The following is a 21626-nucleotide window of genomic DNA, read 5'->3' as shown; positions in this document are numbered from 1 at the left end:
GTTCGATTTAACAATATCGGAGGTAAGGTGAGGGGGTAAAGCAGCACAACATTCTAAAATAATAGGAGCGATGCGTTATGAAATCATTCACCATTCGAAAAGGAGTTGCACTTACTTTAACAGCTATATTGGCGGGTACACTGATATTCCCTGCTTATGGAACTGTCCACGCAGCGGGTCAGACGGCAACCTATCAAGCAATCGATAAAGCTGCCAATACCGACAATATTCCAGGCGTTGTCGTTACCGTGAAGAAAGGAGATGCGAGTTGGTCATATGCTTCCGGTGAAGGGAATATCGAAAGAAACCATAAGATGCACGCCGACTTCTCTTTCCGGATCGGAAGTACAACGAAGACGTTTGTCGCTACGGTTGCCTTGCAGCTTGCTGGCGAGAAGAAGCTGTCCCTTGATGATACGGTGGAGAAATGGCTGCCGGGGCTCATACAGGGCAATGGGCACGACGGCAATAAAATTAAGATTCGTCAATTGCTAAATCATACAAGCGGACTTCCAGACTACTTGACTCCAGAATTCAGGACTAAATTACTCACAAATCCTGGCGAAAATTATACAGCTGAGCAGTTAATCGCCCGTGGCTTGGAGTTAAAGCCGGTAACAGGGTGGGTATACTCGAACACGAATTACGCGATTATTGGCCTCATTATCAAGAAAGTCACCGGGGAAACATATGCGGAGCAGATTAAGAAACGAATTATTGAACCGCTTCAACTTAAAGAAACGTTCCTCCCCGGCAGCTCGACGGATATTCCGAAAAAAAATGCCCGCGGCTACTTGGACATTGGAAGTAAATTAGTAGATATTACTGTGCTTAACCCATCGTTTGCTAACGCCGCCGGAGACATGATCTCGACAGGGGAAGACATGACGACGTTTTTTCGCGCCTTATTGGGTGGAAAGCTGTTGATACCGGAGATGCAGAAAGAGATGGTGACCAGCACAGCCGACTCCCCATTTGGAAAGTATGGACTTGGCATACACCAAACAAAGCTACCGGACGGCACCATCGTATGGGGACATGCAGGAGGTATTCCTGGATTCACCAACTTCGCAGGCGGAACGGAGGACGGTCAACATGTCATCTCGATAAATATCAATGTACTGGGAGATGCGGTTAAACATATCGACAATATTTTAGCGTCGGAATTCGCAAAAGAAACCAAAAAAGAACTCAACGAGAAAGAAAAGAAAAGCAAGCATCGGGAAGAAGTCAAACGCGTCCGTCAAGCGAAAGAGGGTGGGGTAACAGCGGTTAGAACGTAGCTTAGCAAGCACGTCATATAAGACAATTGACAGTTTGTCATGCGGTATATGTGACAGGTCCAAGTACGATGTCATCAAAAGCTTGGCGGTTTTATCACTGTTCGATTTAACAATATCGGGGGTAAGGTGAGGGGGTAAAGCAGCACAACATTCTAAAATAATAGGAGCGATGCGTTATGAAATCATTCACCATTCAAAAAGGAGTTGCACTTACTTTAACAGCTATATTGGCGGGTACACTGATATTCCCTGCTTATGGAACTGTCCACGCAGCGGGTCAGACGGCAACCTATCAAGAGAAAGAAAAGAAAAGTAAGCATCGGGAAGAAGTCAAACGCGTCATGGATCAGGTAGTTACCAACAAAAGAGTCCCAAGTGTCGTAGCAGGCGGGCTACAGGATGGGGAACGCTGGTCCTACGCTACGGGTACAGCCAGTTTCGAAGTACCACGCCCGGTGGAGCCGGATTTTTCATTCCGTATTGGAAGCATCACGAAGACATTCACTGCTACCGTTGTATTGCAGTTGGCTCAGGAGAAAAAATTGAACCTGGATGATTCGGTCGAAAAATGGCTGCCAGGGGTCATAAAGGGTAATGGGTATGACGGCAACAAAATTACGATTCGTCAGTTATTGAACCATACAAGCGGGCTTGCGAGCTATACTGATCTTGATTTTCGAGATATTACCTTGCCTCAAAATCCATTCCGTTACTATTCGTCCGACGAGCTTATCAGCATGGGACTAGCAAAGCCGCCTGTATATGCGCCAGGGAAGGGCTGGAATTATTCGAACATGAATACTATACTAGCCGCTCAAATTATTCAGAAGGTAACAGGAGAGACGTATGCGGAGCAGATCAGGAAACGGTTGATCGAACCGCTCGGTATGACAGGGACATTTGTAATGGAAAATAGTCACGATATTCCAGGTAAGCATGCCACAGGATATAATATGGATAGATCGGGTCATTTGTATGATTTAACAGAAATGAATCAATCATGGGCAAATGCAGCTGGAGATATAGTCTCAACAACTAAAGATTTGACCACCTTCTTCAGTTCGCTGTTGGGCGGAAAGCTTCTAAATCAAGAGATAATGAACCAGATGCTCACGACAGTAGATTCACCTATAGGTAAAGTCGGACTAGGGATTTATGAAATAAAAACAGCTGACGGGCAATCATACTGGGGGCATGCCGGCGGTACTTTCGGATTTGAATCGAGAGCCTTCGGATCTCTAGGCGGGCAGCATATTTTGGTAACGTGCATCAACTCGGTAGCTCCGGAAGTGGAGCCGGCTCACAATAAAATAATCAATAAGGAGTTTGGCCGTTAAGTTTAAAGCCGACATCGCGTCCTTTATTTGAGGGCGGATGTCGGTTTCTGCTGTGATTAACCGTCGTTTCATGCAATCGAGACACATATGTCCGCATTCAGAATAAAACGACATCAAAATAGACAAGATGCACGAGGGGCATAACGACGGCGTATTTTATATTCGGTCGGTCAAGCTCTACTATCGACTTCTTTATCACTCCCGCCAACAGATGGTTTACCGCCGAAATCGGTAAAATAGGTTAGACGCAAATTCGATATAGAGAATAAGAAGATATATGAGATTTTTAGAAATACATAGTAGGTATAGACAACGTAATATTACTAACCTACACATTGCACCAGACTACAATTTCTATTTAAAGACTTCAAGGAAAATCAAACATTAAGACTAATGTACAAAAATATCAGAATTTCGTATATGTTATTCCGCTAACGGGATACGTTAGTTCAATGGAACAGCGACAGTCTAGGACATTATTTTCTCGTACTGGTTGTCACTGTTCCAATTTCAAAGTCCGTCTAAAACTTATTTTATGGAGACTAGCGGTATGACAATTCGAAAGATGCATGGAATAATGTCGATACAATCGTATGGAACAATATAGGAGATGAATTTGAGGGAAAGAAACTTAATCATTATTCAAAACTTGATCTAACCAGGTGAATATGCGGTGGTTAGCCAATTTTAATGCTCCAAAATTTTCATTTTATCCCCCTGATTTTGTATTTTCGTCTAGTCTATCAGACCTAGGAATATTTTTCTAGGACAAAAGTTTTGGATTCGGTATGCAAAAAGCCTTGTCTAGAACGTATGTTCGGAATATAATTTCTACATAATACATCAGGAGGCTACATACATGTCGAAAAAATTAGAAGGTAACGGCTTATGGGAAAGCAGCAGGATTATCATACCAGAACACAAGGAAGCATACTTAAAACTCATGAAAGACCGTCAGCGGAGAGGCAAGCCGGAACTTGACGATCAGGAAGTCCAGTTGATCGAGCAAGCGCTTATAGAGTCCTACAACACACGTCAACCTATAACACTAGTGGTTTTTAGCCCATTCGATGACGAAGAACTCACAGGTGTAATCACGTCTATAAATACTACTCGCAGGGAAGTGAAACTGTTTCGTGGCGAGGATGATTTTAGTTGGATCAAGTTGGAGGATATCATTTTCAGCAAGTATCTAGCAAAAATCTAAGGGTAGTAAATATTCTACTGATGTTATTCAACAAACAAGAAATGTCTCAGCTGCCTTATCTACGACAATTCAGCCGAAGTCTTTCTAGGAGCATTTGATGCTAGTGTTTTAGCTGAGCAGATCAATCCTCATATCGCAATCGAAGACTTCCTGATGATGATGCGTTACACCCGCATCAAGTTAAAGAAAGAGGCTTACAGAGTGGTACAAAACTACTACGGAGAAGCTCACTTTTACAGAAAAAGCCTGATGAGCTACAACAACATCGGGCTGGGCAAAGGTAACTTTTTCTTCGCTAACGGTCCATTTGTTGTGCAAAAAAATGGACCGCTAGCGAAGAAAGAAATCAATTCAGGTTAATGAAACAATTCTATGCGCTCTTGCTTGTGTACTTGGAAAATTAACAAAAGAGGCAGCTGGATTCCTGCCTCTTTTGTTATTATTCTACGTCTGAGAAAAGCGGAGTGGACAAATAACGCTCACCTGTATCAGGTAATATGACCACGATCGTCTTGCCTTTGTTTTCTGGAAGCTTTGCAATTTGTGTTGCTGCATAAACCGCAGCCCCAGAAGAAATACCAACAAGCAGCCCTTCTGTTTTGGCAAGCAGGCGTGCAGTTTCAAATGCATCTTCGTTTTTAACTTTGAAAACCTCATCCACATATTCTTCATTAAAGTTATTTGGAATGAAACCAGCACCGAGTCCTTGTAGTTGATGTGAACCTGGAGTACCGCCAGACAGCACTGGTGAATCGAACGGTTCGACGGCTATCACTTTTACAGAAGGTTTTCGTTCCTTCAATCCCTGGCCAACGCCCGAAATAGTCCCACCTGTACCTACGCCCGCAATAAAAATATCTACACCGCCATCCGTATCATGCCAGATTTCTACAGCTGTAGTTTTGCGGTGGATTTCTGGATTGGCAGGATTGCTAAACTGCTGTGGTATGAAAGAGTTTGGTGTTTCGGCAGCCAATAGTTCAGCACGCTTGATAGCGCCTTTCATCCCCTCGGATCCCGGTGTTAACACAAGCTCAGCACCGAACGCAGTCAAAAGCTTGCGACGTTCGATACTAAACGTTTCAGGAAGTGTAATTATAAGTTTATATCCAAGAGCCGCAGCTGCAAATGCAAGTCCGATTCCAGTATTGCCACTTGTTGGTTCGATAATAACGGAGTCTTTATTGATTAAGCCTTTCTCCTCAGCGTCTTTAATCATAGCATATCCAATGCGGTCCTTAACGCTACCAGCCGGATTGAAATATTCCAACTTTGCTACCACGTTTGCCTCAATATTTTGGATTTGGCTGTAGTTCAACAGTGCTAGCAAAGGAGTATTTCCAATTAATTCAGTCAACTTTTGGTGAATTTTAGTCAAAATTATCCCTCCAAACGATTAATTCATATCTACTTACTATGACATAGATATTATCACGAATTTTTCTTCATAACCATGTTCTGTTAATTCATAGTGAGGAGCGGGAACGGACGAAACAGTTTAAACCTAAGGTACTACTCATAAAAAAGTAGTCCAAGCTTATTCAGAACCTGAGAGTCATTAAGAATGTATACAGTGTATCCTTTTACCCGCTAACCTAGTGGTCGGCGGATAACGAATTTGTATTTAGTAGAAGGCAAAAAGAGCAGTAAGGAATTAATCCTTCTGCCTCACTGTTAACATACGGGGAGGCGTTTTTATTTTGGCAAGCTTACGGTGTATCAATTCGCGCCATCAAGTTGCTCTTGCGAGAGCTTACGACTAAATGCCTACAATACGAAGTAATTTATGTTCTTAATAAGGATATCGATACATCATCTAAAAGAATTGTGGCAAAGGTATCCTCTGCTGTAACACGGAACACTAAATCTCTGGAAACAGTTCCCGAATTTCCTGAGATTGAGAAAGTGCGGGAGGATATGACAGGGGCTGCGCCTTTTCCACTTTTCTTTGGTTTCATTTGAATTAACCCTCTTTCTGTAGACATATTTGCTACACTAGTAGTTTATGAAATATGAATAAGAGTGTTCATAGAGAAGAGAATACAAAAAAGACCGTCTATTGACGGCCTTTTCTATGTTTCGACTCGAAATATATCGTGGAGGCTATCTATGCTATAAAAAGGATAAAATTAAGTAGATCTATGCGAAAAAATAGAAATTATAGGAATACAAGAAAAACGAAATAGCTAAAAACGAAAGAATCAGCGCCGCGGTGTATACCTTTCTTAACAAAGTAGCCTCCGAAACGTTACATTTTCTTACAGCAAGATAGGCAGCCGGTACAAAGGCGAGCCCAAGTACCCAGAAAAGGATAATATTGAAATTGAAATTGGACATAGGCTGATAGGGGTCGCCTATCAATTGGATGCTTGAAGCAATGAGATTGACGATCACAAGCAGACCCAGCAAGGGGATTACGGTTACACTGTCAGGCAAGGGAAGCCGCGAAGCACTCTTCTGCTTTCTTGCGTCCTTGAGCTTCCGCAGCCATCCAATAATACCGAAAATAGACCCAAGCGCAAACCAAATACCGCATCCCCCGACCAGAATATAACTGAAGATGGATGTTTGCAGGAAGGATATCGGCAATTGGTCATCGATCACTCCATATGACAACTGCGTCACTTTACCATCGGCATTGGTTATGAAAAAAAGACGGCTGATGTTTAGGCCCGCGTGATCATAAGGAGTGCTCCCGGGAGTCACGCGTTCAAAAAAATAGGGTTTGGTTTCTACATAATCAACATGAATATTCATGGATGGAATACTCAGAGTGATTCCGCCATTGCCGTTGGCTGTGACCACTTCTTCCGCATTGGATAATACGGGTATAAGCTTCAATATACCAGATGATACTGCGCGAGCAGAACGGTATTTTCCCTCCACATCCGCGCTATGCTTCAACGTGTTGTCCGCTTGCGGAGTAGCGTGGGAACCCCCGACAAACAGGTCAATGAGTTCGCTTCTTGCCCCGGACATTTCATTTTCCACATTAGTCAGAATACTGATCCCAAAGTTTTGATCCGGCACGATAGAGACCAGAGAGGAGAATGAATCTGTATTTCCACCGTGCTCGATAACACGATAATCTCCCGCGAACCGTTCCCAAAAGCCATGGGCATTCCCCGGAAGCTCGGGATAGTGGGTATACGAAGCCTCATGCATTTCTCGCAAGGTTTCATTCTTGTTGAACAGCGAATATTTTAAGGAATGGTCCATGTTCAGATGAGCAAGCATAAAATGAGCCATGTCCTCCGAAGTAATGTTTAACGCACCAGCCGGCACATCATTAAAGAAAACATTCGGCTTTGCCACCCAGTTTCCATCCTTCTTGGAGTAGCCTGTTGCTTTATGTTCGATAACCTCTGGAATAAGATCATACCGTTGTGTAAAGTAAGAATGTTTCATGTCTAGAGGCTCAAATATATGTTTCTGAATATAGGTTTCAAAAGGCATTCCGGATACACGTTCTATAATATAACCGGCCAGGTTGGTCCCATAGTTGGAATAAGCAATCACTGTTCCAGGCTCATAAATCTGTTGAGGCTGGTTTCCGGGTGCGACATGCTCCTTGAGAGGCCTAAGATCAGCAGGATCATGAACCAAAAGTTTTTCCAGGCGCTCCTCAAAACCTGCCGTGTGGCTTATCAGTGATTTCAGGGTAATAGGCTTATCAAAAGAAGGCTTAAGAAAGCCGTCAGGCAAGTATGTGCGGATGTCCGTATTCAAATCCAGCTTTCCTTGCTCAACCAGTTGCATTACTGCCGTCCAGGTGAACAATTTCGATACGGAACCGGCCTCCATATAGGTTGTTTCCGTACTCATGGGTGTTTGTTTCTCGATGTTTGCGTATCCGTAACCTTTTGAAAGAACAATTTTCCCGTCCTTTACTATGGAAACCGCAGCACCAGGAATCGCTGTTCCTATATATTTTTTCATAATTTGATCTGTTCTGTTTTCGATTTCGGAAATCGGAATTCCAGAGGGAGTAGTTGGAACGGACTCAGAAGCATATGCCTGGACCGGGATAAATGCCATCAATGCCAACAGGAACAAAGAGGCAAATCGTTTTTTCAATTTCATATCATGTCTCCTTTTTGCTGCGCTTGAATCTTTAAGGGCAGTCTGTTTTTTGGAACATTTTTAGTGTAGCAGTCAAGTCTTTCTTATTTCTCTCCTGTTCCTTACTTTTTTCTTTCTCAAATGAAGCTTCAACTCTCAAATGATTTACCGAAAAAAAGCTATATTTACGTTGGTACAGCTTTATATGTATGTTGACAACCTATAAAATAAAGACAAGAAGAATCCTCATAGTTGAAAAAAATAGGAGATGACAACAAATGAAAGCCTGTGAACCTCTAACTATTTCATCTGAAAGCGGATACAATCTTCAAACCAATGAAAGTGTGCCCATTGCCCACGCTTGGAACATGATTGCGCGAGATCATAAGCAAGTGTTTGGCCTCGAGCCATTGCAAACAGAAATAGAGCCCTCGATCATTATCCGTTATGCGCAGGAAGGAGATAGCTGTCCGCACTGGCCAGAGAGCTATTGTCTACGTTTTGTTGCTGGTCGCAAGGGAACGGTACTCCATATTATTGGCCGTGATGAATTAGGAATTATTTATGGACTGCTTCATTACAGCCGTTTCGCTTTGGGTGTGGAGCCGTTCTGGTTCTGGGCGGAGCTTCTCCCACCTAAGCGGGATACCATAGTTTTACCGAGTGAGAATGTTGACAGTATACCGTCCAAGGTTCGATATCGAGGATGGTTTGTCAATGATGAGGTATGCTTGATTGGCTGGAAGGAAGATTATCCACCGACGGAGCAGGTGTGGCAGCCCGTTTTCGAAGCGTTACTGCGGTGCGGTGGAAATATGGTGATTCCCGGAACCGATTTACCACGCACAGGTATCCATCATAAGCTTGCAGCAGACATGGGCTTATGGATCACACATCATCATGCTGAGCCGTTGGGGGCGGAGATGTTTTTGCGCGCGTTTCCGGGTAAACAAGCTAGCTACAGAGAGCATCCCGAGTTGTTTGAACAGCTGTGGCAGGAAGCGATTGAACGGCAAAAGGGAGAGAAAATTGTTTGGGTGTTGTCTTTTCGCGGGCAGGGTGACAAGCCTTTTTGGGAAGATGATCCTTCCTTTAATACGCCGGACAAACGCGGACAATTAATCTCGTATGTGGTTCGCAAGCAGTACAATATGATCTGTGAATTTGTGGAGCAGCCCGTGTGCTGTATGGCGATGTATGGTGAGATTGCCGAGTTATACAAGCAGGGGCATATTGAAGTACCCGAAGAGGTGATCAAAATATGGGCGGATAATGGTTACGGTAAAATGGTATCCCGGCGTCATGGGAATCTTAATTATCGTGTACCAGCATTGCCTGAGACGCAGGATGGGGGCAAGAATGGAGTGTATTACCATGTGACCTTCCACGACTTGCAAGCGTCGAACCATCTTACCCAATTTCCCTCCTCAGCCAGCTTGATTGTAGACGAATTAACAGCAGCGTTTACTACAGGGGCGGACGAGTACCTGCTGGTCAATTCAGGTAATATTTTGCCGCATGTATATACGCTGGATTTAGTAGCAAATTTATGGACGAATGGTAACGTAGATGCCGCAGACCAACTTACTGATTTTATTGGGCGCTTGTACAGTAGTCAGCTTCAAGAGATTTCCCAATTATACCGGGATTATTCCCGTTGTACTATCGTTTATGGCCCGCATAAGGATGATCGGGCAGGGGAGGAATTCTATCACCATCCGACTCGGCAGATTATGGGGTATTGGCTACAAGGCAAAGAAAGCAGTGATGAACGGCTGTACTGGGCTACTGGAGAAAGGCCTTTTCCTGAACAGGTTCGCTGGTTCAAGGAAAAAGCCGAGTCGGCAATTCCCGACTGGGTTGAACTGCGAGAGCGGTGTCTACGAATCATGAAGCAGTTGTCTGAAGATGAATGTCGTAGGCTGTATAATCAACTGCTTGTGCAGATTGAACTGCATCTAAGTGGTTCACGTGGACTGGCAAGCTTATGTAGCGCTTATGGGCTGTTCCTTGAAAAAGATTATCCACGAGCATTTATACAAGCTTCTCATGCCGTTTGGAGCTACCGGATGGGTAAAGAAGCTTTATCGCTCGCAGGAACTGGAAGATGGGAGCATTTCTACCGGGCAGATTGGTTAACCAATCTGGATAATACTATTTCACATGCGGACACTGTGCGGAGATTTCTTCGTCTTCAGGGAGACAGTCCGGATATGTTCCTGTGGTCCAAACAATATTTAATGCCAGAAACAGAGAAATATATCTATCTAGAGAATACGCATCGCAAGCCCCTTTCCGATGATGAGTTGGCACGCTGTCTGGAGAAGGTATTATATTAAAAAGGAAGACATGTAGCATAAGAGTTAACAGCGTCGCCTGCAACCTTTCCATCTTATACTACGTCAATGAAGTTGTTAATGGCCAAGCGGCCCAATTCAACTACAAGGTGGAACTTAACATGAGTATGAGAAAAAGTGCATTTGCAGCCATTACAACTGTAGCCATTTTGTCCTTCTCCGTTGGAGGTCAAATGTCTGCGGCAGACCGTCAATTCAAAGATTTGGATAACGTAAGTGGTAAAGAAAAAATTATATCCCTTAAAGATCAGGGTCTGCTCAAAGGTATCTCTGATACGCAGTTTCTCCCGTCATCTAAAGTGACCGCTGCTCAAGGCATTCAGTTGATCTCCGGCGGACTCCAGCTCAGTTTGTCCACCATTGATTTGAACAAGGAGCCACAGGTCAGTAGACTGTTTACCCATGTGAAGGATAATGCATGGTACGCCGAAGCTTTTATCAACGCGCACTATAATGGTGTGGTTATTCCAAAGGATATTGATCCTGCCAAAGCTCTGACTAAGGAACAGTTCACCCATATGCTGATTCAGGGCATGGAAAAAGCAGGCGCTCTTCCGATGATTAAAATCGCACCTGCGAATATTGCGGATGACAGCGAACTGGAGCCTTCTTACCAAGGTAGCATTCAACGCTCGCTAGTCTACAAGGTCAATACCTTGGATGCAAATGAAAAGTTTTATCCAAAAAGCGAGATTACACGTGCCGAAGCTGCTGTTATGTTATATAATGCATTGGAATACCTGAATACTCATACAAAATCGTAATAAATACAGCAATAAAGAGCTTTTCTTCTGAGGGAATTAAGCTTTCAGTTACTTGACATCATTATCGTTAATGTTATAATAAGGAAATCGAATTTAGACCTGCGGTAGCTGATTACCGTAAGGATATTTTCCTGGTCCTTCGGCATATAACACAGGTAACGAATAAATAAGCTGGCTCCGGATGAGGAGTTCAGCTTATTTTTTTGGATCAAAAAGCTTACCGTTTTCACAGATTTACATATTGAGAGGAGACAGGAGTATGTTTGGGAATGACTGGGATGATGTACTACGAGAAGAGGTCGAAAAGCCATACTTTAATGATTTAAGGTATACGTTAGCCCGAGAGTACAAGTTACATAAGGTATATCCTCCAAAAGAAGACTTGTTTTCCGCACTCAAATTAACGCCATTTCATCTGACCAAAGCGGTTATATTGGGGCAGGATCCATATCATGGAGAAGGACAAGCTCACGGTTTAAGCTTTTCTGTTAGACCTGGTGTGCGAACGCCACCGTCTCTATTAAATATATACAAGGAGCTTCGCGATGATATCGGTACTCCCATTCCGAATCAGGGATACCTCGTTCCTTGGGCTGAGCAAGGTGTGCTGCTGCTGAACAACGTGTTAACCGTTCGTGAAGGACAACCGCAATCTCACCAGGGAATAGGTTGGGAACGTTTCACGGATGCTGTCATTGAAGCGATTAATGAGCGCGAGCAGCCAGCAGTGTTTATTTTGTGGGGGAGCCATGCTCAGAAAAAAGCAAGCTTCGTGAATACCAGCAAGCATTTGGTGCTGAAATCCGTTCATCCGAGTCCATTGGCGGCTCACAGAGGTTTTTTTGGCAGCAAACCTTTTTCGCGTACCAATGCATTTTTGCAGGAGCATGGAATGGAACCGATTCGGTGGGATATTCATAGCCGCTAGCACTGGAGGTGAGGACATGCGTCAATGGAAGGGACGTCAGGTCATTTTATATCACGGCAACAATGATCATACCCAGAAGGTGCGCGGCACGCTTGAAAAATGGGATGAAATACGAAAGTGTGTTATTTTAGGCCCGAAAATGCTGGCTATTCCTTTTGAAAATATTACGCATATTACCATGTTTCCTCCGGGGCGTGAGCGTAGAAGCCGCCATCCGGCGAAGCTGAACGCTACTGGTTATGTAATGAGCGTTCCGTTACAGTTTGATAATGCCATTCATTTTCAGTCGGCGGTGACGATTTGGAGAGAGGATCAGCTGATTGCTTATAATGTAAAGCTGGTTAGTCACTCGGCACACGATGTAATTCTTGAAGATGGACAAACCTTATCTAAGGAAGAGCATTTGTTTGTGGTAAGGTCACTGCGTGGAGAACTTTAACTGTAATAATTCACCTTTTTTTGATGAAGGGTTCAATTTAGTTAACTGCTTACCGATAAAAGATAATGGGATTGTTAATAATACCCTGTTTTATAGAATGAAACAAAGGGAGCGAAACGAATGGAACGTATGAAACGTATGAGCAAACGGAGTACCTTCTTACTTGCGTTGCTGATGTTTGTATTTGCAGCATGGCCAGCAGGTTTGATCCGGGCTGAGGAGAGCAAGACCTCCACGGTAGAGTGGGATAGTCAAAATCCGACTACATTGAATCTGGGTGGAAGCCCCGCTCAATTAAAAGTGTGGTCATTGACAGAAAAGGGCAAGGAAGATGTTACACAAAAGGCAGAATGGATCTCTGGGGATTCAAGCATTTTAAAGGTAGATAAGGGACTCATTACTCCTGTGTCAAAAGGGCAGATTAAGATTGTTGCTACATATGAGCAGCAAACGGTAAGTACAACGATTACAGTAAAATCGCCTTACAGCAAGCTGCAATTAAATCCGTCTAGTCCCATTAATTTGACGATTGGCGGGGAATCGAAGCAATTGACTGCTCAAGGTGTACTTACTGGAGGTGGGACGGAAAATGTATCCGGTGTCGAATGGACTTCTTCGAATGCGGCTGTTGCTACCGTTGAAGATGGTCTTGTTCGTCCACTTGCCAAAGGCGTGACTTACATTAAAGCAAGCAAAGATGAACTTAAAGCACAAACGATTGTGTATGTGCGTTCTTCTTCTCAGGCGTTAGTATTGAGTGCAACTGGGTCCAAATCGGTCTTTCTGGGTAGCTCCCCAATTCAGGTTAGTGCAACTGATGTCAACCTGACTGGCAGCAAAACAGATGTGACCAACACGGCAGAATGGACTTCCTCCAATCCGCTGGTTGCCACAGTCGAGCAAGGTAAAATCACACCGATGGATGCAGGCAATTCGACGATTACAGCGTCCTATCACGGTTTGAGCAAGACTCTAAAGATTAATGTACTTCCGACGGTTGAAAAACTGGTTTCAAGCAAAGCCAGTCTGACTCTCGAAACAGGAGGCAAAACTTCTCTTCCGAGTATATCTGCTTATTTGGTCAATGGAACAAAAAAAGCAGTTCAATCCGATGTAAAATGGAGCTTAAGCAGTGAAAGTGCAGTTAAAATAGCAAATGGTAAGCTGGTTGCAGTGAACCCAGGCAGTGCAACATTGACAGCAACGGTAGGTGCGCTCAAACTGGATATTCCAGTGACTGTGCAATATAAAGTGCTCAAGCTGACGGCTTCTGAGAAAAAATATGTACTGGTTGCAGGCCAAGAAGCAAGTATTCCGACAGTAAAAGCCCACATGGCTGGTGGTGGAATCCTGGATATTACCAATCAGGTAAGCTGGGTAGGTACAACAGCCGCAGTTACAGTAGCAAATGGTAAAGTAAAAGCGGTGAATGGCGGTAACTCTGGAATTAAGGCTATGTATATGAATAAATATGTGAAAGTACCTGTCATTGTGGAAGGAGCCATTTCTACATTGACACCAAGCTTTTCGAATGCCGAAATGAATTTGAAAGGAAGTAAGTCCATCAAAGTCATCGGCATATATACGGATGGTAAAAAAGTTACCCTGAGCAGTAAAGTGAAATGGACAACATCGAATGCTTCCGTAGCGATCGTAAAAGGCTCTTCCATTAAAGCCGTTGGAATTGGAAACGCAACGATTACGGGCACATATCAGGATAAGTCGTTTAACATCGAGATCAAGGTCACACCTAAGCTGCTCAAACTGGTATTGAGCAATAAAAACCTGAAGCTGCCTAAAGGCTCCTCTCAAGTGCTTAGTGTGAATGCAGTTTATGATTCAGGTGCTACTACCAATGTGACAAGCTCAGCGGTATGGACATCCTCCAAACCGTCGATCGTACAGGTTACAGCTGGTCAGGTGAAGGCCTTGGAAAGCGGAAGCTCCAGTATTAAAGTAGTCTATGGCGGTAAGAAGGTAACGACATCTGCCAAAGTGTTAAAATAGCTACGTACATTGCCACATCCACTTATAAAAAATAACCCCCGGTCCAAAGACCGGGGGTTATTTTCAGCTTATTCTACGCCGTCCTGATAATGATTTTTCCAATGTTTATCGCCTTTGTGTGCGAAGTCTTCAACTGTCTTTTCCAAAGTAGCTACCAGTTGGGCTTTAATCTCAGAAATTGTGTCTCGGAACAGTCTTTCTTCCGTACCATTGATCTTTTCACCATATAGAGCCTGAGCGGCTATAAATTGACGATGTTGCTCCACAAAACTGTCAATCGAATGCAATGCATGCTCCACGTATTGGGAAATGCTATGATGCTCGTTAGGCAGTTGCAATTTTAATTCATGAACTCTGTTTAATAATGCCATGATGATCACCTCGTACGTTTTGTTATGTCAATAATTATACATCATTTTCGGAAAACTTTCATTAAATTTTGATTAAAATGTGACTTTTATTATGTCATGATTGCATTTTCAATGGTGATCAGGCATAATTTTCGGAAATTTCATTATTTTCCTTTGTATTGTGATTTTAAAATTTAAAATATATGATACGAAGATGATGCAAGAGCAAGCTGCGACAGCTGTCTTTCTGACATGTTATAATGGGGAAAAGCCCAGTCGGAAAGGTTGTCAGTATGGTATGAAGCTTTTTAAAGGTTTATTTTGGGGGATTCTGATTAGTCTTCTTCTGTGGTGTGCCTTGTTTGGGCTTGTCCGCTGGATGTCTCATTAAGTCGCTTCCTGTATCTTATACAATAACTCTTGCGACTGTATCCACGTCATTAACAGAAATCGTATATACGTGTTCGTCATCATAGAGCTTGAATTGCTGAGTTTCTTGGTCAGATAGGAGCTTAGGCCAGCCAATTACGGTACTTCCATTCAGTAACCGGACTACAACGGCTTGCATTTGGCTCACGGCCAGTTTGATCTCATCGTTCATTCGTGCAACCTCCTCTCTATACTATTTGTCGTCCAATATTCAACCTTTTTTTATAGTTAGTAAGGGGTTACAAAAAATAAAATCCGGGGATCACCTTAGTTGAAGGCATCTATTGGAATAGCTTGAAGGGAAGAGAGAAATTGAAGAAAAAGTTGCTAAGTTTTATAGCTTTAGTTCTGCTAGCTGCGGGCGCGTACTGGTTTGAAGGAGGCAATCTTCTTACGAAAATAACAGGAGAGAACCCGCCTTCCTCGGCGGCTCAGGTAACGCTGCAATTCCCGTCAGGTCGTTACCCTGAAACGGCGCAGCATATTAAGGAAGCCATTCAGGCGGGAAAATCACCAGTATGCACAATTGACCGTGAAGGAGCCGAGCAAAATCGCAAGCATTCGCTTACAGGTGTCCCCACTCGTAAGGGATACGATCGTGATGAATGGCCGATGGCTATGTGTTCAGAAGGTGGCAAAGGTGCAAATGTCAAATACATAGCCCCTAAGGATAATCGTGGGGCAGGATCATGGGTTAGTCATCAATTGGATGAGTATGAGGATGGAACTCGTGTGAAATTTGTTGTGAAATAGTTGCCGTTTAGTATATTTACTTTTTATTTCCTTTCGCTGTTTCCTGTTTGGCCTTAACCAACGCCAGAAAATCAAAAAAATCACCTAGTGTATTGAAGCCGGCACCTAAAATGGCCAAGTCTTCAGCGGATAGTTGGTTAAACCATTCCATTTGCTTAGCATCAAACATATTATCACCGCCAACCATTGATAATGTAGTGTATGTACTGACGGCAACAAAGGTCAGGGCTCAGGCATACCAATTAAGTATGCCTGTTTCTTGTGCAGAGGATGTGTAGAACTCATGTTTAAATTTAATTTTTATACTAAAATCGTCTCCATCGTTATCGTATTGCTTATACCTCTGCTGATCCTGTATGTCTATTCTAATCAGACAACGACAGGTGTACTACGTGAGGAGCTGAATCAATCTAATTATAATCAGCTGACTTTTTTTCAAAACCAGGTGAATACGAATATTGAAATGATTTCCTCCTGGCCGCATCTGCTGATTCATGATCCTGATGTAGCCAGTTTTCAAGCGATTTTTTTGAAGGACAAAGTTCTCAATCTGGATGGAATTAACCTTGTCAAACGGATTCAAACCAAGCTTGGGCTTCAGGAAAGCTCTTCTAATTGGAGAACCGGACTGAGTATCTATTCTCCTTCGCTTGGACGGGTTGTATCGGAAAATGGAGCAGGTTTATATGACCAGAAAAAACTAAATCAGCTGATAAAAGACGGCTGGCAGGTATCCAAAAAAAGATCATACGGGAAAGACCAATTTATATTTTCATTGTATACATTATCCCCGTTTTCTTCACTTGGTAATCCAGAAACTGCTAACACGATTATTAAGGTTGAATTTGACAGCAGTAATATTCAGGATATGCTTGACCGCTTCAAAGGTGATGGACGCAAGGAGCCTTTTTATTATAAAAAAGGCGTAGGAGCGATCTATAATCGTACTGCCAATGAAGAGCTGTCTGGACAGCTGATTTCAAAATTGGAAAAAATGGGACTCCATGAAGTTGACAATCTGACTGTGAAAATTGGAGAAGAAAGCTACCTGGTTCATGCCGTTCTTTCGCAAACGACGGGTTGGTATTTGATTGATTACATGCCTTTGTCTGATATGATGTCTCCGATTTACTCATCGAATCGACTGTTTTATATAACGGTTGTTGGCTCGCTGCTGGTAGGCCTGATTGGCGCTTACTTGCTTCATTCACAGGTACAAGTGCCGATTCTTCAGCTTGTGCGGGCATTTCGGAGACTAAAGGACGGAGACTATGCTGTTCGATTAAGTCTAAGGGGGAGTCACGAGTTTGCTTTCCTGTCTAGTCAATTCAATCAGATGGTCGAACAGATTCAGGAGCTGTTTGAGAAGGTGTATGTTGAGCAGCTACATGTCAAGGAAGCGCGACTAAAGCAGCTCCAGTCACAAATCAATCCACATTTTTTTTATAATTGTTTTTCGTTTATCACAAGTATGGCGAAGCTGCGCAATCATGAGGCGGTCGTGGCCATGGCTCATAATTTATCCAGGTATTATCGATATACAACAAGACAGGAGCGGGATTTAGTTCCATTATCAGAGGAAGTCGAGTTTGTTCAATATTATCTGAGGATACAGCAGATGCGTATGCCAAGGCTAACGTTCTTAGTTCATGTTTCTTCGCAGGCCAGCAGTCTGCCGATTCCGCCGCTTATAGTGCAGCCACTGGTGGAAAATGCGGTGCTGCACGGAATAGAGCCTCAAGCGGAGGAGGGTCTAATTCATATTTTGACTGAGCGTGTTGGCTCGTATATGTACCTGATTGTGGATGATAACGGACTCGGTTTGAGTAGAGAGGCTATAGCTGCCCTGACATCAACGCTTGACAAGCCTGTGGAAGAGGATCATGGATACGGTTTGTGGAATGTGCATCACCGCATGCGATTACATTTTGGGGAAGATGCCGGACTGGAGTTCTCTTTGTCTCCATTGGGAGGATTGCGTGCAGTATTAAAATGGTCGATCTCAACAGAAGGAGAGCATGCGAATGGTTTAATTGAGCCTTCGCCAGATTCGAATATAGTTAAAACGGAGGGACCAGATGGTTCAGATATTACTAGTAGATGATGAGAGTTATGTAACAGAAAGTCTGGCAGCTACCATTCCGTGGGAGACGCTAGGCATCGAGAGGGTTCATCAAGCGGTTTCCGCATTAGCAGCAGTGGATGTGCTGGAAGCGTACGATATTGATATTCTGGTAACAGATATTCGTATGCCTGGTATGACGGGACTGGAGTTGATTGTTGAAGTAAACGGGCGATGGCCGCATATCCGAAGTTTGTTACTGACAGGCTATGCCGATTTTGAATATGCTAAAAAAGCGCTTCAGCTTAAGGCTTTTGATTACATTTTAAAGCCGGTGGATGATGAAGAGTTTATCAAATGTGTGTCAGCCGCCATGGATTCGCTAAAGGAAGAATGGGAAGCATTTGACAAGGTTCATCAATTACAATATAGCCGCAGAAACGATTTTGGTGTACTGCGGACCCATTTGATGCATGATTTGCTACTCGGGCGTGATTTACCAGTACCAAAAATAGAGAGCAAAATGTCCGAGTACGAAATCAAGCTACGCACGGGACATCCTGCCAGTATGCTGCTTATTCAGCTAGGAAAGCATTTTTCTGATATGGACTATCATTCAGTCTCCTTAATTGAGTATGCGATTGGAAATATTGCCGAAGAAGTGTTCGCACCTGATTTTCAAGTTTGGCATTGCAAAGCGCCGCATGACTGCTTAATTGTATTAATAGAAGGAAATTGGAATGCATTTCCTGAACGGAGTGTGGATGAGCAGAATCGTTGTTTGAGTGCGGCGATTGAGACCTTTCGAAAAAATGTGAGCAATTATTTGAAAGGGGAAATTTACGTCGCATTAACCGGCTGGTTTAAGTTTCCAGAGGAGCTGCCTAAGCTATATCAGACAGCGATTAGATCCTTATACTGGAACCATCAAGAGGAGACGGATACACTGCTATTCATAGAAGAACAGACAGAACAGCCACACAGTTCAGTTAAGTCACTAGAGGGGCTTTATATGCACCCTACGCTTACTCATCTGCTCGAATCCAGGCAATGGGACGAGGCTGAAGCGAAAGTGAGCCGTGTATTTGGAAAAATGGAAGAGGTGGGATATACACGCGAGCATTTATATGAGCTGTTTATTTCGGTGACGAGCGCCTTTATGTATACAGCGCACAAACAAGGACGTTTCATTACACAGATGGATCAAGTAGGCTTCGATCCGTTACATGCGCAGAAAATGGTTCATTCGTTCCCCCACCTCAAAGAGTGGATATTTTCCATGATGAACAAACTTAAATCTGAATGGTCCGCAAGCGAACAAAGCGCTAAAAGTTATGTGGTCAAGCAGGTTCAGGAGCTCATCTCCCAGGATAAAGGCCAGGAGCTGTCTGTTAAGACGATTGCTGATCAGGTTTATCTTCATCCAGTCTATCTGTCTAAAATTTATAAAGCTGAAACCGGAGAAGGTCTGGGTGACTATATTATCCGAATGAGAATGGAGCGGGCTCTTTATTTGCTCAAATATTCCAACAAAAAAATATACGAAATTACGACGGAACTAGGCTACCAGAATCCCCAATATTTCAGTAAAATGTTCAAAAAGCATTACGGAATGACTCCGCACGAATTTCGAGATCAGTAGAGATGGGACCAGTAAAGACGAAATCAGTAAAGATCAGTTGGGAAAGGTGCAGAAATATTTATTTTGTGACATAGGCTGTGAAGAAAAGCCCTTCTATAATAAAAGAGTAGAAAATGATTTCTAGAGGGGGAACAATATGCGAGTTCATTCGAAGAAAAAGCTGTTGTCGTTGCTCGCCGCAACTATGGTATTAGGAGTTGGCCTTGTGGGCTGCTCAGGTGCGGAAAATGATGGGAATGCGGACGGCACAGCTAAAACTGAAAACGTATACAAAGAAAAATACAATCCAGAAGTCACAATTTCCACGGTATGGGGTGTAGATCCCGCCTTAAAATTTAAAAATGGTGAATCTATCGAAAATAACATTGCGACCAAATGGGCTAAAGAGAAATTCGGTATTAATATCAAATCACTCTGGTCCGTCACGGATACGAATGGTGCATTTGCTACGAAGCTGCGTTTGGCTATGTCCTCCGGTCAGGAGATGCCGGACGTCGTTGTACTGGGGACGGAAAATGAGCAACTGGCACAGGACATGATCGATTCCGGTATGTTTGCAGAGGCTGGTCCGTTGTTTGACAAGTACGCTTCGGATTCATGGAAGCAGGCGATGAATCAGGATACGAATGTATGGAATCAGTATAGCCGAGATGGTAAGAAAATGGGTATTCCTGTGCTTGATTTCGCCTATAACCATGATTATGTATTGTGGGTACGACAAGATTGGTTGGATAAGCTGGGTATGAAGGCTCCTGAGACGATGGATGATCTGGAAAAAGTGATGGATGCCTTTAAAAATAAAAATCCGGACGGACTGGACAAAGTGGTTCCGCTCAGTATCGGTTTTAAAACATCCATGAACACTTGGATGGGTGACCCGTCCTGGATTTTCGGGGCATATGGCACACTACCTCAGCAGTGGAACAAAGGTACAAATGGCAGTTTGGAATATGGCTCCGTGCAGCCTGGCATGAAGCCGGGTTTGCAAAAGCTGAGCGAGTGGCTCAAAAAGGGATATATTCCTCAGGAAGCAGCATTGTGGGATGAAAATAAAACGGCAGAACCTACAGTCGCAGGAACAGCCGGTATGATTCCTGGACCATATTGGATGAGCGGCTGGCCGCTTCAGGATACAGTCAAAAATGCGCCGGGTGCCATATGGAAGCCGATTAAGATTCCAGCAGGTCCTGACAACAAAGCCATGCGTCACGGTACGCAATACACCAATGGTGTTGTACTAATCAACAAACAAATGCAGCATCCTGAAGCTTTTTTCACTTATCAAAACTATTTGTTTGACCATTATGCTAATGCCAAACCGGATAGCGATTTGTCGAATGGGCTGTTTAAGGGCTACGATTATGATTTGGATGCGGACGGAAAGCTAATGTCTATCGATAAAATACCAGGCGGTTATGTAAACTCTATTCGTTATTTGCTGGTTCGTGATGGTGCGCGTATACCTGATGCCCAAATGAAGGCTTTGCTAAGTTTGGCTAACGGCGCAGAACCGAAGACCCGTCTGGAGAAAGATGTAATGGTGAACTACGGGAAAGGTACTCCTGCAGCTGCCAAAGTGCTTATGGAACAGAAGGATATCTCCATGAAAGATCAGTTCACAGGTCCAACTACGCCAACCATGAAGGCTAAAAAGGACTATCTGGATAAAATTGAAAGTCAGACCTTCAATGAAATTATTTATGGCAAGCAGCCGATCTCTGCTTTTGATACCTTTGTGCAGACGTGGAAAACAGCGGGTGGCGAACAAATTACAAATGAAGTAAACGAATGGTATAAAAGCGTCGAAAAGTAAAAACCAATGATGTTGTAACAGAGTAGGAAGGCTGTCCCGAGGTGGGCAGCCTTTTTACTACAGTTTCACCCGTATCGAGTGGAAATGAATGCGCTATCATGGTGTATTTGAAAAAAAGTTTTATTCGTTTGGCGAGCTTAAAAAAATGATTGCTTTTGTGCCATGTATGTTGGTTTTTTGAACTGTCGGGACT

The 21626-nt window shown here is 43.4% G+C and carries 18 protein-coding genes and 1 pseudogene; 13 read left to right on the top strand and 6 right to left on the bottom strand.

Features of this window, described 5'->3' with window-relative positions; all coding sequences use genetic code 11:
• Positions 1-77 precede the first annotated feature (77 nt).
• The 4 genes and pseudogenes from MHH57_RS15805 to MHH57_RS15790 form a co-directional block, all read left to right on the top strand.
• Positions 78-1241 (top strand): annotated as a pseudogene (locus tag MHH57_RS15805) (serine hydrolase domain-containing protein); the annotation flags it as partial.
• 218 nt (positions 1242-1459) lie between these two features.
• Positions 1460-2620 carry a serine hydrolase domain-containing protein gene (locus MHH57_RS15800; RefSeq protein ID WP_241113306.1) on the top strand — a complete coding sequence of 387 codons (1161 nt, stop codon included), beginning with the start codon at positions 1460-1462 and terminating at the stop codon, positions 2618-2620.
• Positions 2621-3479: 859 nt separating this feature from the next.
• Entirely contained in the window at positions 3480-3827 is a 348-nt protein-coding gene (locus tag MHH57_RS15795) for a YolD-like family protein (RefSeq protein ID WP_029517694.1), read from the top strand.
• A 153-nt stretch (positions 3828-3980) separates the two neighbouring features.
• The gene (locus MHH57_RS15790) at positions 3981-4187 is read left to right on the top strand and encodes a hypothetical protein (protein WP_152526724.1); all 207 of its coding nucleotides are present in this window, start codon (positions 3981-3983) and stop codon (positions 4185-4187) included.
• A 79-nt stretch (positions 4188-4266) separates the two neighbouring features.
• Here the strand turns inward: MHH57_RS15790 and cysK are convergent, their stop codons facing one another.
• From cysK to MHH57_RS15775, 3 genes are all read right to left on the bottom strand, one after another.
• Positions 4267-5205, bottom strand: a complete 939-nt coding sequence (gene cysK, locus MHH57_RS15785; protein ID WP_029517693.1) for a cysteine synthase A — start codon at positions 5203-5205, stop codon at positions 4267-4269.
• Positions 5206-5611: 406 nt separating this feature from the next.
• Complete coding sequence (locus MHH57_RS15780; RefSeq protein WP_341070992.1) at positions 5612-5785, bottom strand: hypothetical protein; 174 nt, start codon at positions 5783-5785, stop codon at positions 5612-5614.
• 181 nt (positions 5786-5966) lie between these two features.
• Positions 5967-7910 (bottom strand): serine hydrolase domain-containing protein, encoded by a 1944-nt coding sequence (locus tag MHH57_RS15775; protein ID WP_341070990.1) that lies wholly within the window; start codon positions 7908-7910, stop codon positions 5967-5969.
• Between the two features lie 257 nt (positions 7911-8167).
• Here MHH57_RS15775 and MHH57_RS15770 point away from each other — a divergent pair, with 257 nt between their 5' ends.
• The 5 genes from MHH57_RS15770 to MHH57_RS15750 all read left to right on the top strand — a co-directional run bounded on the left by MHH57_RS15770 (position 8168) and on the right by MHH57_RS15750 (position 14384).
• Positions 8168-10228, top strand: coding sequence for a glycosyl hydrolase 115 family protein (locus MHH57_RS15770; protein ID WP_342434287.1), 2061 nt, complete (start codon positions 8168-8170; stop codon positions 10226-10228).
• Positions 10229-10347: 119 nt separating this feature from the next.
• Positions 10348-11010, top strand: coding sequence for an S-layer homology domain-containing protein (locus MHH57_RS15765; protein ID WP_341070988.1), 663 nt, complete (start codon positions 10348-10350; stop codon positions 11008-11010).
• A gap of 259 nt (positions 11011-11269) precedes the next feature.
• Entirely contained in the window at positions 11270-11938 is a 669-nt protein-coding gene (locus tag MHH57_RS15760; protein WP_209949548.1) for a uracil-DNA glycosylase, read from the top strand.
• A 16-nt stretch (positions 11939-11954) separates the two neighbouring features.
• Entirely contained in the window at positions 11955-12377 is a 423-nt protein-coding gene (locus tag MHH57_RS15755; protein WP_318627885.1) for a hypothetical protein, read from the top strand.
• Between the two features lie 120 nt (positions 12378-12497).
• A complete protein-coding gene (locus MHH57_RS15750; protein WP_341070987.1) occupies positions 12498-14384 on the top strand; it encodes an Ig-like domain-containing protein in 1887 nt (628 codons plus the stop codon).
• 68 nt (positions 14385-14452) lie between these two features.
• On the opposite strand, the gene MHH57_RS15745 is transcribed toward MHH57_RS15750, so the two are convergent.
• Both MHH57_RS15745 and MHH57_RS15740 read right to left on the bottom strand, forming a co-directional pair.
• On the bottom strand, positions 14453-14755 hold the full coding sequence (locus tag MHH57_RS15745) for a hypothetical protein (protein WP_013310964.1): 303 nt from the start codon (positions 14753-14755) through the stop codon (positions 14453-14455).
• A gap of 385 nt (positions 14756-15140) precedes the next feature.
• Positions 15141-15335, bottom strand: coding sequence for a hypothetical protein (locus MHH57_RS15740; protein ID WP_029517686.1), 195 nt, complete (start codon positions 15333-15335; stop codon positions 15141-15143).
• 140 nt (positions 15336-15475) lie between these two features.
• Between MHH57_RS15740 and MHH57_RS15735 the strand changes: the two genes are divergently transcribed.
• Entirely contained in the window at positions 15476-15916 is a 441-nt protein-coding gene (locus MHH57_RS15735) for a NucA/NucB deoxyribonuclease domain-containing protein (protein WP_209949551.1), read from the top strand.
• A gap of 16 nt (positions 15917-15932) precedes the next feature.
• Here MHH57_RS15735 and MHH57_RS15730 read toward each other — a convergent pair whose 3' ends face one another.
• The gene (locus MHH57_RS15730) at positions 15933-16085 is read right to left on the bottom strand and encodes a hypothetical protein (protein ID WP_165150326.1); all 153 of its coding nucleotides are present in this window, start codon (positions 16083-16085) and stop codon (positions 15933-15935) included.
• 114 nt (positions 16086-16199) lie between these two features.
• On the opposite strand from MHH57_RS15730, the gene MHH57_RS15725 reads away from it, so the two are divergent.
• From MHH57_RS15725 to MHH57_RS15715, 3 genes are all read left to right on the top strand, one after another.
• On the top strand, positions 16200-18020 hold the full coding sequence (locus tag MHH57_RS15725) for a sensor histidine kinase (RefSeq protein ID WP_029517684.1): 1821 nt from the start codon (positions 16200-16202) through the stop codon (positions 18018-18020).
• Complete coding sequence (locus tag MHH57_RS15720) at positions 17995-19620, top strand: response regulator (protein ID WP_342434286.1); 1626 nt, start codon at positions 17995-17997, stop codon at positions 19618-19620. Before MHH57_RS15725 ends, MHH57_RS15720 begins: the two co-directional genes overlap by 26 nt.
• A 136-nt stretch (positions 19621-19756) precedes the next feature.
• Positions 19757-21433: a sugar ABC transporter gene (locus MHH57_RS15715; RefSeq protein ID WP_342434285.1), complete on the top strand. Its 1677-nt coding sequence runs from the start codon at positions 19757-19759 to the stop codon at positions 21431-21433.
• Positions 21434-21626: the final 193 nt, after the last annotated feature.

The sequence above is a fragment of the Paenibacillus sp. FSL H7-0442 genome, assembly GCF_038593105.1.
GTDB lineage: Bacteria > Bacillota > Bacilli > Paenibacillales > Paenibacillaceae > Paenibacillus > Paenibacillus polymyxa_D.
This window is presented reverse-complemented; position numbering and strand designations above follow the sequence as displayed.